Source organism: Dokdonella sp. (assembly GCF_017744955.1).
Lineage (GTDB): Bacteria > Pseudomonadota > Gammaproteobacteria > Xanthomonadales > Rhodanobacteraceae > Dokdonella_A.
Genome location: NZ_JAGIAG010000007.1, coordinates 86791 through 104284, shown reverse-complemented (window position 1 = coordinate 104284; position 17494 = coordinate 86791). Strand labels below are relative to the sequence as shown.

Genomic DNA, 17494 nt, shown 5'->3' with positions numbered 1-17494 from the left:
GGCATTCGACGCATGGGGCTTTGTTCGAACTTCAAGGAGACGAAGATGATCAAGCGCCATTTCCCGGCGATGCCGCTCGGGCGTCCCTTCACGCAAGGCGAGTGCCTGGCCCCGAATCACCCGAAACGTTCCGAGGCGAACGGAGGCAAGGGCTCCCCGTCCGGCAGGCCGGTGGTGGGCGCCGCCGTCCTTTCCATGTCGATCGCCTGCGCGGCGTGCCTCGTCTCGACGGCGGGCAACGCCGCCGAGGCGGCGGGCGGCGACGCGTCGCTGACGCAGAAGCTCTCCAACCCGGTCGCCTCGCTGATCAGCATCCCGATCGAGGCCGACGCGAATTTCGACGTCGGCCCGAACGACACGGAAAGCTACGTCCTCAAGCTCAAGCCGGTCGTGCCCTTCTCGTGGAACGAGAACTGGAACCTGATCAGCCGCACCATCGTTCCGGCCTTCGTCAAGCGCAACGACGTGCCGAAGCACGACTCCGGCATGGGCGACGTCAACCAGAGCTTCTTCTTCTCGCCCAAGGCCGTCTCCAACGGCGTCATCTGGGGCGTCGGGCCGTCGATCCAGCTCCCGACGGCGACGCACAAATGGATCGGCCAGGGCCGCTGGGGACTCGGGCCGACCGGCGTGGTGCTGGTGCAGCGCGGTTCCTGGACCTACGGCGTGCTCCTCGCCCACGTCTGGTCCGTCGGCGGGCGCAGCAATCGCGAAGACTACGCCAACACCTTGCTGCAGCCGTTCGCGACGTACGACTTCCACAACGGATGGCGCGTCAGCGCCAACATGGAAAACACCTACAACTGGAAAGGCAAGGGCGGCGCCACGGTGCCCCTCAACGTGAGCGGCCATCGCCTGGCGAAGCTGGGGTCGCAGCTGGTCGACTTCGAGCTCGGCGTGCGCAGCTATCTGGAATCGCCGAGCAGCGGCGCGGACATCGGCGCGTTCTTCACCGCGACCTTGCTGCTTCCCGACTGAGGCGCGGAATCCCGCCTCGCGACCCGCGGAATGAAGGACCGCGGCGAGGCTTTACGTAGTTGAGAGTCGAGTAGCGCCATGGATTTCGCACTGCGCGCCTTCGAGACCTCCACGGGCAAGGAGCTGTGGAAGGAACGCCTGCCGATCGGCTCGCAAGGCACGCCCGTCACCTACCTCGGCGCCCACGGCAAGCAATACCTCGTGCTCACCGTGGGCGGCAATCGGTCCAGTCCCACGGGCGATCGCGGCGACTACGTCTTCGCCTATGCGATCGGCGACTGACGCACGCGCCCTGCGCCGCCCGCCCGCACTCTTCGGAAAAGGCGTCCTCGCCAACGGTCAAGTCTCTCGCCGCGTCGTCCGGGAAACCGCCCCCCTCCCGCATCCCGGACGACGCTGGCGAGAGCATTCCTGCGCCGATCTCCCGATACCTTGTGATCGCCCGTGCAGTCGCGATCACACACGACCTGCGTCGCGCCCGCCGCCCAGCGCGAACGCAGCCGAGGCCGATCGGCACGACGCGGAAGGTTCGCGGAGCTGTTTTACGTACCTACAGGGAAGTCGATTTCCAGGGAGAAAAACCGCCATGTCCGTCGCCGAACCGATGCGGCGCGCCGGAGCGAGCGCGGTCGACGCGCGCGGAGCCGCCGTCGAACGAACGCCGCGTGCGCGGCGCGCAGCATCCCGGCACGCCGGGAAGGAATGAGCGACCTTGCGGCAGCTCGGCCGGCTTTCCGCCACGCGCGCCGACCGGCGCGAGCACAGCACCGGCGGGCACGGCCGGAGCGGGAGCGCGGCACGATGACGCCCATCCTGTCGTCCGATTTCCCGATCGTCGCGCACGTGCTGCTGGCGTTGTTCCTCGGCTGGCTGCTCGGCTACGAGCGCTATTCGCACGGGCGCGCCGCCGGCACCCAGGTCTATTGCCTGGTGTGCACGGCCGCGTGCGCGCTGACGGCTGCGTCCGGCCAGCTGACCAACTTCGTCGGCAGCATCCTGACCGGCATCGGCTTTCTGGGCGCCGGCATCATCGTCAAGAGCGGCACCAGCATCCGCGGCCTCACCACGGCGGCGTCGGTCTGGTCCTCGGCCGCAATCGGCATCCTGGTCGGACTCGGCCACTACGTCGCGGCCGCCTGCGTCACGGCGCTGTTCATCGCCTGCATGGTGCTGGTGCCGCGCATGGAACGCCGCCTCCGCGTGCAGATCGCGCTGGAGGTTTCGCTGCGCTACCGCCAGGGGCACCGCCCGCAGGAAGGCGGCGTGCACGCGTTCCTGCACGACCACGGCTTGGCGATGGTCACCGACAGCCTGTCGGTGACCTACGAGGAAGGCGCCTTCCAGTTCCGCTTCCTGGTGATCACCGATTCGATGACGCGCGGCGAATTCATCTCGCGCGTGGCCGGGGAGCTGCCGGGCATTCCGCACGTCGAGAGTTTCTCGATCGAACAGACCAACCGCGCCTGAAACCACGACGACGCTTCCGCAGCCATTCGCCCAGCCTGCCGCGCCGTTGAGCCCCGTTCGGGCAACGCCCCGCCGGAAGGCCCCCAAGGAGATCCGAACATGTCTTTCGCAACATCCGTCAAACGCATCGCGATCGTCGGCACCGGCGTCATCGGTTCGAGTTGGACCGCGTTCTATCTGGCGCGCGGTTTCGACGTGATCGCGATCGATCCCGCGCCCAACGCAGAAGACGCGCTGCGTCGGTACATCGAAAGGGAGTGGCCGATCCTGCAGCAGATCGGCCTGTCCCCCGGCGCCAGCCGCGAACGGCTCACGTTCACCGCCGATCTGCAGCGGGGACTCGACGGCGTCGACTTCGTGCAGGAGAACGGTCCGGAACGGCCCGACTTCAAGGCCAAGTTCTTCGCCCAGATCGACGCGTACGCGCCGAAGGCGGCGATCCTCGCATCCAGCTCGTCGGGCCTGACCATGGATGTGATCCAGGCCGAATGCGCCCATCCGGAACGCTGCGTGATCGGCCATCCGTTCAATCCGCCGCACGTCATTCCTCTGGTCGAAGTGGTCGGCGGCGCGAAGACCTCCGAGCAGACCATCGAAAACGCAATGCAGTTCTACGATGCGATCGGCAAGAAGGCGATCCGCCTGCGCAAGGCGCTGCCCGGACACGTCGCCAACCGGCTGCAGGCGGCGCTCTACAAGGAAATGCTCTATCTGGTGCAGCAGGGCGTACTCAGCGTCGAGGACTGCGACGCCGCGGTCAGCTACGGCCCCGGCATGCGCTGGGGCTGCATGGGCCAGAGTCTGCAGTGGCATCTCGGCGGCGGCGTCGGTGGCATCCAGCATTTCATGGATCACCTGATGGGCCCGCTGACGGGAATGATGCAGGCACTCGGCACTCCGGACGTCGACGACGCACTCAAGCAAACCATCCTCGAAGGCGTGCTGAAACAGGCCGGCGGCCGCTCCGTCGCCGAGCTGACCGACGAGGAGAACCGCGTGTTGATCGGCCTTCTGGCGCTGCGCAAAGAGCACGGGCTGGCCTGAAGCGAAACGAACGCAGGAGAACGACGACATGAATTCGCAGCTTGGCGACGAGCAGACCGCACGCACGATGGAACGCGTGTTCTTCCTGGATCTGGGCGGCGGCCGGATTCTTTCCGCCAATACCGACGGATCCGATCTCAAGACCCTGGTCAGCGAAGGCCGCAAGCTGCCCGACGGGCTGACCGTGGATCCGACCAAGGGCCACCTGTACTGGACCAACATGGGGATCAACCCGAAGGCCAACGACGGCTCCATCCATCGCTCCGATCTGGACGGCGGCAACGTCACGGTGATCGTTCCGCAAGGTGGCACGTTCACGCCGAAACAGATGGTCTTCGAACCGACCGATCGAAAGCTGTACTGGTCGGACCGCGAAGGCATGCGCGTGATGCGCTGCAACGCCGACGGCTCGCAGCTCGAGACGCTGGTGCAGACCGGTTCCAGCGAGAGCGACCGGCTCGACGCGAGGAACTGGTGCGTCGGCATCGCCGTCGACCACGCGGGCGGCAAGTTCTACTGGACCCAGAAGGGCGACGACAACGCCGGCCAAGGACGCATCTTCCGCGCCGACATCCAGATGCCGACGGGACGGACGGCCGCCACGCGCGACGACATCGAACTCCTGTTCGATGGCCTGCCCGAACCGATCGACCTGGACCTCGATCCGGCCAACCGGATGCTCTATTGGACCGACCGCGGCGACCCGCCGCGCGGCAACACGGTCAACCGTGCGCCGATGGATCCGGTGCCCGGCAGGAAAGTCGAGCCGGAAATTCTCGTCACGCACCTGATGGAGGCGATCGGGCTGTCGCTGGACCTGAAGCATGGGCGGATGTTCATCACCGATCTCGCCGGCTCGCTCTACAGCGCGAACCTCGACGGCTCCGACCACAAGACCCTGCTCGCCGCGCAGGGAAACCTGACCGGCGTCGCGTACGTGGAAATGCCGCTGCGTCCGTAGGCGAGTCTCCCGCCGCGCCGCCGCGCGCGATGCCTTTTCCTCAGCCGTCCAACACCAAGGGAATCGCTCATGAGCATCGTCTCTTCCCCCACGAACTCGCCCACCGACCGTCTCTCCGGAACGCTGCGGACGAAATTGTCCCAGCCGGCGACGGATTCCGCGTTCGACCTGCACGGCGGCGTCGACGAGGTGCTCGGCGACGTCGGCATGCGCGTGGCCGACCTCGGCGGCACGCTCAGCTTCTACGGTGCCGATCCGATCCTACCGAGTCCGATCCGCTTCGGCACGATGTCGGCAATAGGCCTGGCGGCGAAGACCGTCGCCGCGGCCACGCTGTTCAAGGAGCGCACCGGTATCGAGCAGGACGTCCACGTCGACGTGCGCAAGGCGCTGCGCCGCTTCTGCTGCTTCTTCGAAGGCAAGTGGGAGTTGATCAACGGCCGCCCGCCGGCGATGGGCGCGGACGAATACAACCCGTTCGTGAAGATGCCGCTGTTCCACGAGACGCGCGACGGCCGCCACGTTCTGCCGCTGAACTTCTACCCCGCACTGCGTCACCGCACGCTTAACTTCCTGCGCTGCAGCGACAGCACCGAATCGGTGCGCAACGCCGTGCTGCAATGGAACGCGCTCGAACTGGAGAACGCCGCCGCCGAACGGGGCATCGTGCTCGGCATGGTGCGCACCAACGAGGAATTCCGCCGCGAGCGGCAGTACAGCGAAGTGCTGTCGAAGATGCCGCTGGTCCAGGTCGAGAAGATCGGCGAATCCGAGCCGATGCCATTCAGCAGGAATGCCGTGAAACCGCTGGAGGGCATTCGCGCGATGGGTTTCGGGCACGTCATCGCCGGCGCCGCGATTGGCCGCGACCTCGCCCTGTACGGCGCCGACGTGCTCAATGTCTGGCGTCCCAACGACACCGAGATCGAGAGCTTCTTCTGGACCACCCAGGTCGGCATGCGCTCGACGGTGCTCGGCGACGCGCCGGAGGACCGCCGACGCTTCCGCGAGCTGATCGACACTGCCGACGTGTTCTTCGCCAACAAGCGCCCCGGCTTCCTGCGCCATCACGGCATGGACGCCGAAACGCTCGCCGAACAACGTCCCGGCCTGGTGCATGTCAGCGTGGTGCTGCACGGCGAGCACGGCCCGTGGTCGAACCGGCCCGGCTTCGACGAGATCGGCGCCGCCGTCACCGGCCTGTTCGCGATCGAGGGCACGATCGGGCAGCCGAAGCAACCGCCGATCGTGCCGATCTGCGATTACGTGGCCGGCTGGCTCGGCACCGTCGGCGTGCTCTCCGCGCTGCGTCGCCGCGCCGCCGAGGGCGGCAGCTACCGCGTGGTGGTGTCGCTGACGCGCACCGTGCTCTGGCAGCTCGCGCTCGGCATCTTCGACAAGCGCTATGCCGCCGAGACGGCCGGCTCCAGCGACGAGCACGCCTACGTAGCGCCGGACACCTTCGTCGCGGAAACGCCGCTCGGCACCTACCAGGGCATCACCGACCAGGCGGTACTGTCCAGAACGCCCTGGCATTTCGACCGCACCATTCTGGTCCCGAGGGGTTCCTCGAAACCGGAATGGCTGACGATGTGAGGAAACCGTGTGCGGAAGCCGGCGCGGCGGCGACGCCGTCGCAGCGCTGCGCGCCGGAATGGCGCGTCGTCGCTTAGCATAGGAAACGCGAGGACGAGAATGGACGGGGAACGATGACATGTCCTGAGCGAGACCGCCGCGGCGGCAGTCGCCGCGCACACCTCTTCGGCCCGGCGGCACTGCTGCTCGCCGCGCTGCCTCTTGCCGGCTGCCGCATGGCGCCGTCGATCGTGCTGTTCGGCGCCGGCTTTCCCGACTGGCTGTTCTGCATGGCCGGCGGCGTGATCGCCACGGTGGCGGTGCACCTGTCGCTCGCCGCGAACAAGCGCGTGGCCGTGCTGGAACCGTTGCCGCTGAGCTATCCGGCGCTGACGGCGATCTTCGCCGTGCTGATCTGGCTGCTCGTCTTCCACCAATGACCGGAACGGACCCATGACTACGCCCGCTTCCAAGAAGAGCAAGCTTCCCGCCCTGCTGATCGCGCTGCTGGCGCTGGTGCTGCTGGTCGCCGCGCTGTGGATGGTCGACCGCTCGCCGAAGACCGACGACGCCTACGTCTACGCCGACAAGATCAACGTCGTGCCGGAAGTCGCCGGGCGCATCGTCGAGATGCCGGTGCGCGACAACCAGGAAGTGCGCAAGGGCGATCTCCTGTTCCGTCTCGACCCGCGCCCGTTCGAGGCCACGCTGGCGCAGGCCAAGGCGCAGCTCGACGCACTCGACAAGCAGATCGAACTGACCCAGCGCACGGTCGACGCGCAGCAGTACAACGCGCAGTCGGTGGCCGCCTCGGTCGCCGCGGCGCGCGCCAACGCCAAGCAGGCCGCCGACACCCTGCGCCGCCTCGAACCGCTGCTCGGCCAGGGCTACGCCTCGCCGGAAGACATCGACAAGGCGCGCACCGCGCAGCGCGCCACGCAGGCGCAGCTCGACGCGGTGCTGCTGCAGTCGCGGCAGGCCGCCGCCGCGGTCAGCGGCGTCGACGCGCTGGTGGCGCAGAAGGCGGCGGCGCAAGCGCAGGTCGCCGAGGCGGAACTGCGCGTGGAATACGCCACGGTGCGCGCGCCGTTCAACGGCCGCATCGTCTCGCTCGACACCCAGGCCGGGCAGTATGCCTCGCCGGCCAAGCCGGTGTTTACCCTGATCGCCACCGACGAATGGTTCGTCGTCGCCAATTTCCGCGAGACCGACCTGAAGGACATCCGGCCCGGCACGCGCTGCACCGTGTACCTAATGAGCGACAGCGGCCGGCGCTTCGAAGGCACGGTCGATTCGGTCGGTTACGGCGTCACCCCGACCGACGGCGGCACCTGGCTGGACGGCCTGCCGCGCGTGTCGAGGACGATCAACTGGGTGCACGTCTCACAGCGCTTCCCGGTCAAGATCAGGATCGAAAAGCCCGACGCGGGGCTGTTCCGCCTCGGCGCGTCGGCGGTGGCGATCCTGCATCGCGGCGAGGCGCGTTCGCAGGCGGCGGCCGGAACCTGAGATGAGCGGGACGACCGCCAGCGAGCGGGCGGCGCCGGCGCACTCCCTCGCCGCGGAACTGCGCGCCTATCCCGGGCGCTGGAACATCGCGCTGCGCTGCCTGCTGTCGTGCGCGATCGTGATCGTCGCGTCGCAGGCGCTGCAGGTGCCGTTCCTGGCGGTGTCGCTGTTCGTCGTCTTCTTCGCCACGCAGGCGAACCTCGTGCTGACCCGGCTGGTCGGGCTGATGATGTTCCTCGGCATCACGCTGGCGATCGCCGCGGCGATCCTGCTGGCGAAGTTCACCTTCGGCTATCCGGCCTGGCGCATCGTGATGGTGGCCGTGCTGCTGTTCGGCTGCCTGTTCCTGATGCGCGCCTCCAAGCTCGGCCCGGTGTTCTACATCGTCGCCACCGTGATCACCGCGGTGCAGGGCTATTTCGACCTGATCGGCAGCCCCGAACTGGTGGTGCGCGCGATCCTGTGGGCGTGGATCGCCGCGATCTACCCGCTGATGGTCTGCATGCTGATCAACTCGCTGCTGCTGCCGGCCGAGCCGCTGCGGCAATTGAAGGCCGAGGTCCATCGCCAGCTGCTGCAGGTCGACGGCGAACTCGCGCGCGCCGCGGGCGAGCGCAGCGACGCGCCCGCGCTCGATCCGGACGACCTGCCGCGCGGCGTGCTCGCCGTGCAGAAGCTGCTGCGTTTCGCCTGGATGCGCGACAAGGCGTTCCAGAGCGGCCAGGCGCGCCATCTGGTGCTTGCCGCGGCGCTGTCGTCACTCCGCGAGCAGGCCCTGCACCTGCAGCCGGCCGGCACCGCGGCGGCGACCGCGTCGATCGCCGCGCTGCGCGCCGCCGTGCGGCGGCTCGACGAATGCATCCAGGCCGAAACGCCGTTCGACCTGCACGGCTTCACCATACCGGACGACGCCGCATCGCACTCGCCGCGCGCGGAGATGTGGCACACGCTGCGCGCGCTGTCCGAGCGCAGCGCGCCGGCCGCCGCCGCGGCCGCCGAGCCGAAGGGCGGCCTGCTCGCCGCCGACGCGCGCAGCAACCCGGTCTACGTGCAGTTCGCGCTGAAGACCCTGCTGGCGATGATGATCTGCTACGTCTTCTACGTCGGCGTGGACTGGACCGGCATCCACACCGTCATGATGACCTGCCTGATCGTGGCGCAGCCTTCGCTCGGCGCCTCCAGCCGCAAGGGCCGCCTGCGCGTGATCGGCGCGCTGATCGGCGGCGCGCTCGCGCTGTCGTTCACCGTGTTCCTGATTCCGCAGCTGGACTCTCTCTTCGGCCTGCTGTCGATCTCGCTGCCGGTGCTGGCGGCGTCGGCGTATCTCTCGGCCGGCTCCGAACGCATCAGCTACGCCGGCATGCAGATCATGTTCACCTTCTCGCTGGCGACCCTCGGCGATTTCTCCGCCAGCACCGATCTCACCGGCATCCGCGACCGCCTGGTCGGCATCGGCCTCGGCATCGCCGTGTCCTATCTCGTGCACACCCTGTTGTGGCCGGAATCGGAAGGCAAGCCGCTGGCGCAACAGATCGGCGCGCTGTTGCGCAGCATCGCGCAGCTGCTCGGCGACCGCTCCGACGCCGAAGCCTTGGCCGCTCCCGTCGCCGCGTCGCGGGCCTGGGCGGCGTTCGGCGCCTGCGAGGAAACGCTGGCACGCGTCGCGTTCGAGCCGAACTGGCAGCAGAACGAAGGCGAGCACGAGGAGACCACGCTGCGCCTGCAGAGCCTGATCGAGCAGGCGCGCGAGATCCTGATCGACGCCGGCGCCCTGCGCCGCGCGCTCGACACCCATGCCGGCATGCTCGACGCCGCCCAGCGCGAGGCGCTGGCGCGCGCCCAGGCCGACGTCGCCGCGCGCCTGCGGCGCTACGCCGACGAACTGGCCGCGACCGGCGACATGTTCCACGCGCTGCCGCCGGATGTGGCCGGCCCGCTGCCGGTGCCGCCCGCCGCCACCGCGGACGACGCCTACGACCTCGCGCGGCGCCCGCTGTACCGGCTCGCCGCGCGCGTGCAGTACCTCACCACGTCCTCCGCGCGAACGGACGAGTCGTTCTCCCACAGGGAAGCCGCGTATCCATGACCGGTCGTACACCGAAGTTCCACACGCCGCGCCCGGGCCGCTCGCGCTGGATCAGGAGCGGCCTGCTCGTCCTGCTCGGCATGCTGTCCTCGTGCGCGCTGATGCGCGAGGACAGCGCGCCGCAGCCGCTGATCGCGCCGGAGCGGATCGATCTCGCCAAGGACATCCGCCTCGCCCGCGAAGGCTGGCCGCCGGCGCGCTGGTGGACGCGCTACGGCGACGCGCAGCTCGACGCGCTGATCGAACGCGGCCTGGCCGACTCGCCGGGCGTGCGCGTCGCGCGCGACCGCGTCGAGCAGGCGCGCGCGGACGTGCAGCGCGCGCGCGCGGCGACGCAGTTCAAGGCCGCCGCGTTCGGCCGCGTGTACCAGCAGTGGTCCGACGCCAACGGCCGCGTCGGCCCGTTCTCGATCACCGACCCGGTGCCCGGCCTCGACGACGGCGGCTACAACTCGGGCGCGCGCAGCGGCACCGTCTCCTCGGCCGGCATCGCCGGCAGTTACGTGTTCGACCTGTGGGGTCTGCAGCGCTCCGCCGTCGACGCCACCATCGGCGCGCAGAACGCGCAGCTCGCCGAAGCGGCCGCGGTGGAGCTGGAGATCGCTACCGCCATCGCGCAGACCTACTTCAGCCTGCAGACGACGCTGCGCAAGATCGCGCTGCTCGAGCAGACGCGCGAGATCCTCGCCGAATCGGTCGCCGCGATGAAGGCGCGGAAGGCGCGCGGCCTGATCACGCAGACCACGGTCTCGAAGGCCTCCGAGCAGTTGCTGCAGACCGAACAGCTGCTGTCGCTGGCGCGAACGCAGGTGATCAGCTTCCGCGAAGCGCTGCGCGCGCTGGTCGGCGCCGGCGCGGAGGACTTCGCCGCGATCCAGGCCGCGCCGCTGCCGCCGCCGCAGCCGCAGCTGCCGGCCTCGCTGTCCTACGCGCTGCTCTCGCACCGGCCGGACCTGGTCGTGCTGCGCTGGTACGTGGAATCCTCGTTCGACCAGATCGACGCCGCCAGGGCCGCGTTCTATCCGAGCTTCGACATCAAGGCCCTGCTCGGCTTCAATGCGATCCGCATCGACGACGTGCTGCACATCGACAGCCGCCAGTTCCGTCTGGTGCCGGGCCTGACCCTGCCCCTGTTCGACGGCGGCCAGCTCAACGCCAACCTGCGCAAGGCGCGCACCACCAGCAACACGCTGATCGAGCAGTACAACCAGGCCGTGCTCAATGCGGTGCGCGACGTCGCCGTCGCCGCCAACCACGTGCAGGGCATGGAGGAACAGGCGCGGCTCGAACAGGAGAAATACCGGGAGGTGCGCGTCGGCGCCGACGACGCGAACGCGCACAGGGAGCGCGGCCTGGTCTCGCGCGTCGCCGCGCTCGAGGCGCAGATCCCGCTGCTCGGCGAAGAGGCCCAGCTCGCCGACACGCAAGGCAAGCGCCTGGCCGCGGAGATCACGCTGATCAAGGCGCTCGGCGGCGGCTACGACCTGCCCGACCTGCCGCGCGAGGAACCCGCGCGGGAACGCGCCCGGCCATAGCGCGCGGCGAGGAGGATCGCGCGCCGGCCGCCTCCGCCGGCGCAGCGCGCCCGACCGTCGTCAGCCCGATCCGGGCGACTTTCTTCCCGGCCCGTTTTCGAGCGATCTCAGCGCGGCGTTCCATCCGGCCTGGAAGCGCGAGCGCGCGTGCAGGTGCTGATACATGTCCTGGACGCGCCGCTCGAGAGTGCGCGCGGAAAGACCGAGCTGGCTCGCCGCCACCTTGTCCTTGCTGCCGGTCGACAGCACCGCGACGAGTTCCTGCACTTCCTTGTCCATCCTGTCGCGCGCGTCGTCGGCGCCGAACGAGACGGCCTGCTTCCAGAGCAGCTCGAACAACGCGTGCACCGCGTCGAACAGCCGTGACGGATGCAGCAGCAGGCCGACCTGCGCGGCGCAGTCGACGTGCAGCGGCACCAGCGCGACGCGGCGGTCGACGATCAGAACCTGGGCGGGAACGCCCGAACCGATGCGGATCTCTTCGCCCCGGCCGATCTGGACGTGCGCCTGCTCCTGCCGACCCGGCGCCGCCAACGCATCGGTATCGAGGATCGTGCGGCAGCGCACGCCCTGGCGCGGCGGCGGCGTGTTCTGCTCGCCTTGCCCGGTCAGCTCGTCGACGTACGGCGACCGCTCCAGACGGAGCACTTCTTCCTGCGCCGAGGCGTACAGCCGCTCCATCGCCTGCGCCAGCGAACGCTGGCCGGTGACGATCTCGGCCTGCACCTCCTCGTACCCGACCTCGCTCCGCGGCCGGATCGCGCCGAGCCGCTCCAGCAGCCGGCGCGCCGACTGCACGCCGCGCTGCTGCCTGCCGACCAGCGGGCCGAGGCAGACGTCCGGCGGCGTCGCGCGATAGCGCGGCGGCTGTTGCAGCGAACGGCTGGCCAGTCCCTTGCGCTCGATCGCGCGCAGCACGCGCTCCGCATCGGCCTGCACCCAGCCGCCGGCGACGAGTTCCTGCAGCGCGCTGTCCGGCTGTCGCAGCAGGATCTCGTACAGGCGCAGCTCCTCGGCGGTGAGATCGACCAGGCGCAGGGCGTCGCTGTCGGATGGCGGATGGAAAGTCATGAGGAAGATCGGGAGACGGCGCGAGCGCCCGAGGCAGATCGCCTCGGAGCGCCGCACATCCATGTGCGGCGCGACGCGTGCTCTACAGCGCCGGTCCGTGTGCGCTGGGGTTGGTCTCGAACGGCGCGACGAACGACGGCTCGTCGCGCCCGGCATTCCGGCCGGCGCCGCGGCGCTCGATCACGCCCCGGCATCCGCCGCGGCGGGCGATCGGTGCATGCGGCGCCAGACGTCGCGGCATGCGGTCACGGCAGGCTGTAGGCGACGACGTAGTCGCCCGGCGGCGTCATCATGAAGTGGTGGCCTCCGGCCATCTGCACCACGAACTGCTTGCCGTCGACCGCGTACGTCATCGGCGAGGCCTGGCCTCCGGCGGGAAGGACGTCGCTCCACAGTTCCTTGCCCGTGGTGAGGTCGAGCGCGCGGATAAGGTTGTCGGTCGCCGCGGCGACGAAGACGAGGTCGCCCGCGGTGAGCGCCGGACCGCCGTTGTTGGGCGTGCCCACGTTGATCGGCATGTAGGTCGGGATGCCGAACGGGCCATTCGCGCGCGCGGTGCCGAGCGGGTGCTGCCAGATCACCTTCTGCGCGTGCATGTCGATCGCGGTGATCATGCCGTACGGCGGCTCGTTGCACAGGGTGTTGAGCCCCGGCACGATGAACGGCGCGACGTCGACCGCGTAGGGCGTGTCCTCCATCGCGCCGGGGCCTTCCGCGCCGCCCTTGCCGGCTTCGTGTTTCGGATTGTCGATCGCGTACAGCTTCTTGGCGTCGGCTTCGGCGCGCGTGAGCAGACGCTCGTACATCGGCGTCGCGTTCCAGTTGGCGACGAGAATGCCGCGATTGGGATCGTAGGCGACGCTGCCCCAGTCGCTGCCGCCGTTGTATCCGGGATAGACGATCCACGACTGCGGCGGCGCCATCGGCGGGGTGAACTCGCCGACGTAGTGCGCCTGGCGGAACTTGATGCGGCAGTACAGCTGATCGAACGGCGTCATGCCCCACATGCTCGCTTCGCGCAGATCGGCGAAGCCCAGGCGCGGCATGCCGGTCGACCACGGCTGCGTCGGTGCGCGCGAATTCTCCGGCACGTCGCCGGCCGGCGCCGGGCGCTCTTCCACCGGCAGCAGCGCCTTGCCGTTGCGGCGGTCGACGACGAAGGTCTGGCCGCGCTTGGTCGGAATGAACATCGCCGGAATCTTTTCGCCGCCGGCGCCGGGATATTCGAACAGCGTCGGCTGCGAGCCGATGTCGTAGTCCCAGGCGTCGACGTGCACGGTCTGGAACACCCACTTCTCCTCGCCGGTGGCGGCGTCGAGCGCGACGATCGACGAGGCCACGCGGTTCTCCGCGTCGGTGCGCGTCTTGGAGTAGTAGTCGGCGGCGGAATTGCCCATCGGCACGTAGACCAGATTGAGCGAATCGTCGCCCGTCATCGTGCCCCACGAGTTCGGCGTGCCGCGGCTGTATTCCTGGCCCGGCCCCGGGATGTCGTGCCAGACGCCGCCCGGATGATTGACGTCCCAGGCCCACTTGAACGCGCCGGTCTCCGCGTCGTAGCCGCGGATCACGCCCGACGGCGCCCAGCGGCGCTGGTTGTCGAGCACCTGGTGGTTGACCACGACGGTGCCGTTGACGATCGGCGGCGGCGAGGTCACCGCGATCTGTCCCGGAACCCACTTGCCCATACCCAAGGTCAGGTCGACCTGGCCGTTGCTGCCGAAGCCCTCGCACGGCCGGCCGCTCCTGGCGTCGACCGCGACGATGCGCATGTCCAGCGTCGCCTCGAACACGCGCTCGTGGCAGGCCTCCGTCTCGGCGGAGACCTTCGACACGTAGTGCGTGACGCCGCGGCACGCGGCGGTGTAGGGAATGCTCTCGTACTTCACGCCGGCGTCGTACTTCCACAGCTCCTTGCCGGTCTTCGGATCGAGCTTGATCAGGTTGTTCGTCGCCGTGCAGAGGTAGAGGCCGTCGCCGACCATGATCGGCGTCGTCTCCGCCGCCCACTTGTTCGGCTTGCCGGGCAGAGGCAGGTCGCCGGTCCGATACGTCCACGCCACCTTCAGGCGATCGACGTTCTGCGTCGTGATCTGCTTCAGCGGCGAATAGCGCGTGGCGTCGTCGTCGCGGCCGTAGGCCTTCCACTCGTTCTCCTTCTGCGCCGCGCGCGCGCTCGTCGATCCGTCCGCGACGAGCGGAGCCGCCGGCGCCCCGGCCAGCACGTCGCTGTAGTGCGGCACGAACGCGCCCACGAACGCCCCGCCCGCGAACAGCAGACAACCGGCCGCGAGCAGCCGCCCGAGCGTGCGCTTCGCCGGGCCGTACAGCGACGGCAGCATCAGCGACACGAAGAACGCCAGGCCCGTGACGTAGCCCATGCGCGGCACCCAGCCCCAGAAGCGGTCGCCGGACTCGATCAGCGTAACGATCAGCGACACGACGAAGACGGCCAGATAGACCAGCGCGCCGCTGCGCCTGCCGCGCAGCAGCAGCACGCCGCTGGTCAGCATCAGCGCGCCGAGGATCGCCGGAAACCCGCTTCCGCCGAGCGTGATCAGATAGCCGCCGCCCAGCAGCAGGACGAGGCCGGAAACGGCGATGACCAAGGCGATCGCCTTGCTCCACCATTGCGGTTTGATGGGTGCACCGGCGGCCGTCATCGCATTCCTCTCCTGATCCTGCTGGCTCGTATGGCTCGCGCGTCCCCGCGCCGAAGCGGCCCGCCGACGGCGATGCCGGCGGGCGCCGCATCGACATGCGCGACGGGCGTCCGCTTGCAGCAGCCTCCGGCGGCAGACGGACGAACCCCTCGATCGCGAGCGTTCGGCTTTAAGTACGAAGAACCGGGAGCGTTTCCTTCACGGCCGTCCGGGAGCGGTCGATCGGCGGCGAAGGGGATGCGGATGTTCTCGACGCGTCCGCGAACGCGGGCGCGATCCGGACGTGCCGTGCGGCACGTCCGCCCCGATCCGCGATTGCCGGCGGATCGAGGCAATCGGCGATCGAAGAACCCTGCGCCCGATCGTCAGGCCCGCGCCAGATCGAAGCGATCCAGCTCCATCACCTTGCTCCACGCCGCGACGAAGTCCTGCACGAACTTCGCCTGCGCGTCCGCGCTGGCGTAGACCTCCGACAGCGCGCGCAACTGCGCATTCGATCCGAACACCAGATCGACGCGGGTGCCGGTCCACTTCGCTTCGCCGGTCTTGCGGTCGCGTCCTTCGAACAGCTCCTGCGCATCGCCGACCGGCTTCCACTCCGTGCCCATGTCGAGCAGGTTGACGAAGAAGTCGTTGCTCAGCGTCTCCGGGCGCCGCGTGAACACGCCGTGCGCGGCGCGTCCGACGTTGACGTCGAGCACACGCAGGCCACCGACGAGCACGGCCATCTCCGGCGCGCTCAGGTTCAACCGGTTCGCCTTGTCGATCAGCAGGACCTCGGCCGGCACGCCGTAGCGGCGCTTGGCGTAGTTGCGGAAGCCGTCCACGACCGGTTCGAGCACGGCGAAGGATTCCACGTCGGTCTGTTCCTGCGCGGCGTCGGTGCGCCCCGGCGTGAACGGCACCGTCACCACGTAGCCGGCGTTCTTCGCCGCCTGCTCGACGCCGACGCCGCCGGCCAGCACGATCAGGTCGGCCAGCGAAATCCGCTTGCCGCCGGACTGCGCGGCGTTGAACTCGCCGCGGATGCCCTCGAGCGTCGCCAGCACCTCGGCCAACTGCGGCGGCTGATTGACCTCCCAGTCCTTCTGCGGCGCCAGGCGGATACGCGCGCCGTTCGCGCCGCCGCGCTTGTCCGAGCCGCGGAAGGTGGACGCCGACGCCCACGCGGTCGACACCAGCTGCGCGATCGACAGGCCCGAGGCGAGGATCTTCTGCGTCAGCGCGGCGACGTCCTGCGCGTCGACCAGCGCGTGATCGAGCGCGGGAACGGGATCCTGCCAGATCAGTTCCTCCGCCGGCACTTCCGCGCCGAGGTAGCGCGCGCGCGGTCCCATGTCGCGATGGGTCAGCTTGAACCAGGCGCGCGCGAACGCGTCGGCGAACTGCTCGGGGTGCGCGAGGAAGCGGCGCGAGATCTTCTCGTAGGCCGGATCGAAGCGCAGCGAGAGATCGGTGGTCAGCATCGTCGGCAGATGCCGCTTGCCCGGATCGTAAGCGTCGGGAATGGTCGGCGCGACCTCGCCCTTCGGCTGCCACTGGTGCGCGCCGGCCGGGCTCTTGGTCAGCTCCCATTCGTAGCCGAACAGGTTCTCGAAGAAGTTGTTGCTCCACCGCGTCGGCGTGGTCGTCCAGGTCACTTCCAGGCCGCTGCCGATCGCGTCGCGTCCCCTGCCCGTGCCGAAGCTGCTCGCCCAGCCGAGGCCCTGCGCCTCGATGCCGGCCGCTTCGGGTTCGGGGCCGACGTGCGAAGCGGGACCGGCGCCGTGCGTCTTGCCGAAGCTGTGGCCGCCGGCGATCAGCGCGACGGTCTCCTCGTCGTCCATCGCCATGCGCGCGAAGGTGTCGCGGATGTCGCGCGCCGCGGCGAGCGGATCGGGATTGCCGTTCGGACCTTCCGGATTGACGTAGATCAGGCCCATCTGCACCGCCGCGAGCGGATTGGCCAGCTCGCGATCGCCGGAGTAGCGCTCGTCGCCGAGCCACGCGGCTTCCGAACCCCAATTGACGTTCTCGTCCGGCTCCCAGGCGTCGACGCGTCCGCCGCCGAAGCCGAAGGTCTTGAAGCCCATCGACTCCAGCGCGACGTTGCCGGTGAGAATCAAGAGATCGGCCCAGGAAATCTTGCTGCCGTACTTCTGCTTGATCGGCCAGAGCAGGCGGCGCGCCTTGTCCAGGCCGACGTTGTCGGGCCAGCTGTTGAGCGGCGCGAAGCGCTGCTGGCCCGAGCCGGCGCCGCCGCGGCCGTCGGCGGTGCGATAGGTGCCGGCGCTGTGCCAGGCCATGCGGATGAACAGCGGCCCGTAGTGGCCGAAGTCCGCCGGCCACCAGTCCTGCGAATCGGTCATCAGCGCGAGCAGGTCCTTCTTCACCGCGGCGAGGTCGAGACTCTCGAACTCCTTCGCGTAGTCGAAGCGCTCGCCCATCGGATCGGACTGCGAGGCATGCTGCAATGGTTTCAGGTTCAGCTGGTTCGGCCACCAGTCGCGATTGGAACGGCCGTTGCCGGCGTGGTGGAACGGGCACTTCGATTCGGTCGACATGGCTTCCCTCGGCTGGCTGCGTGGACGATCCGACGCAGTCTGGAGCCCGGCTGCCGATAGAT

The 17494-nt window shown here is 69.1% G+C and carries 13 protein-coding genes; 10 read left to right on the top strand and 3 right to left on the bottom strand.

Features of this window, described 5'->3' with window-relative positions:
• Positions 1-45 precede the first annotated feature (45 nt).
• The 10 genes from J7520_RS14950 to J7520_RS14905 all read left to right on the top strand — a co-directional run bounded on the left by J7520_RS14950 (position 46) and on the right by J7520_RS14905 (position 11155).
• Positions 46-978, top strand: a complete 933-nt coding sequence (locus J7520_RS14950; protein WP_291189699.1) for a transporter — start codon at positions 46-48, stop codon at positions 976-978.
• A 78-nt stretch (positions 979-1056) separates the two neighbouring features.
• Complete coding sequence (locus J7520_RS14945; protein ID WP_291189696.1) at positions 1057-1260, top strand: hypothetical protein; 204 nt, start codon at positions 1057-1059, stop codon at positions 1258-1260.
• A 519-nt stretch (positions 1261-1779) separates the two neighbouring features.
• Entirely contained in the window at positions 1780-2445 is a 666-nt protein-coding gene (locus J7520_RS14940) for an MgtC/SapB family protein (RefSeq protein WP_291189693.1), read from the top strand.
• A 99-nt stretch (positions 2446-2544) separates the two neighbouring features.
• Entirely contained in the window at positions 2545-3489 is a 945-nt protein-coding gene (locus tag J7520_RS14935) for a 3-hydroxyacyl-CoA dehydrogenase NAD-binding domain-containing protein (protein ID WP_291189690.1), read from the top strand.
• 28 nt (positions 3490-3517) lie between these two features.
• Entirely contained in the window at positions 3518-4450 is a 933-nt protein-coding gene (locus J7520_RS14930; RefSeq protein WP_291189688.1) for a hypothetical protein, read from the top strand.
• Positions 4451-4519: 69 nt separating this feature from the next.
• Positions 4520-6046 (top strand): CoA transferase, encoded by a 1527-nt coding sequence (locus J7520_RS14925; RefSeq protein ID WP_291189685.1) that lies wholly within the window; start codon positions 4520-4522, stop codon positions 6044-6046.
• A 215-nt stretch (positions 6047-6261) separates the two neighbouring features.
• Positions 6262-6465 (top strand): YtcA family lipoprotein, encoded by a 204-nt coding sequence (locus tag J7520_RS14920; protein WP_291189682.1) that lies wholly within the window; start codon positions 6262-6264, stop codon positions 6463-6465.
• Positions 6466-6478: 13 nt separating this feature from the next.
• The gene (gene mdtN / locus J7520_RS14915) at positions 6479-7534 is read left to right on the top strand and encodes a multidrug transporter subunit MdtN (protein ID WP_291189679.1); all 1056 of its coding nucleotides are present in this window, start codon (positions 6479-6481) and stop codon (positions 7532-7534) included.
• A 1-nt stretch (position 7535) separates the two neighbouring features.
• Entirely contained in the window at positions 7536-9620 is a 2085-nt protein-coding gene (locus tag J7520_RS14910; protein ID WP_291189675.1) for an FUSC family protein, read from the top strand.
• Positions 9617-11155, top strand: a complete 1539-nt coding sequence (locus J7520_RS14905) for an efflux transporter outer membrane subunit (protein ID WP_291189672.1) — start codon at positions 9617-9619, stop codon at positions 11153-11155. Before J7520_RS14910 ends, J7520_RS14905 begins: the two co-directional genes overlap by 4 nt.
• Positions 11156-11215: 60 nt before the next feature.
• Here J7520_RS14905 and J7520_RS14900 read toward each other — a convergent pair whose 3' ends face one another.
• The 3 genes from J7520_RS14900 to katG form a co-directional block, all read right to left on the bottom strand.
• The gene (locus J7520_RS14900; RefSeq protein ID WP_291189669.1) at positions 11216-12226 is read right to left on the bottom strand and encodes a hypothetical protein; all 1011 of its coding nucleotides are present in this window, start codon (positions 12224-12226) and stop codon (positions 11216-11218) included.
• A 245-nt stretch (positions 12227-12471) separates the two neighbouring features.
• Complete coding sequence (locus J7520_RS14895; RefSeq protein WP_291189666.1) at positions 12472-14889, bottom strand: membrane-bound PQQ-dependent dehydrogenase, glucose/quinate/shikimate family; 2418 nt, start codon at positions 14887-14889, stop codon at positions 12472-12474.
• Positions 14890-15254: 365 nt separating this feature from the next.
• Complete coding sequence (katG, locus tag J7520_RS14890; RefSeq protein WP_291189664.1) at positions 15255-17432, bottom strand: catalase/peroxidase HPI; 2178 nt, start codon at positions 17430-17432, stop codon at positions 15255-15257.
• Positions 17433-17494 lie beyond the last annotated feature (62 nt).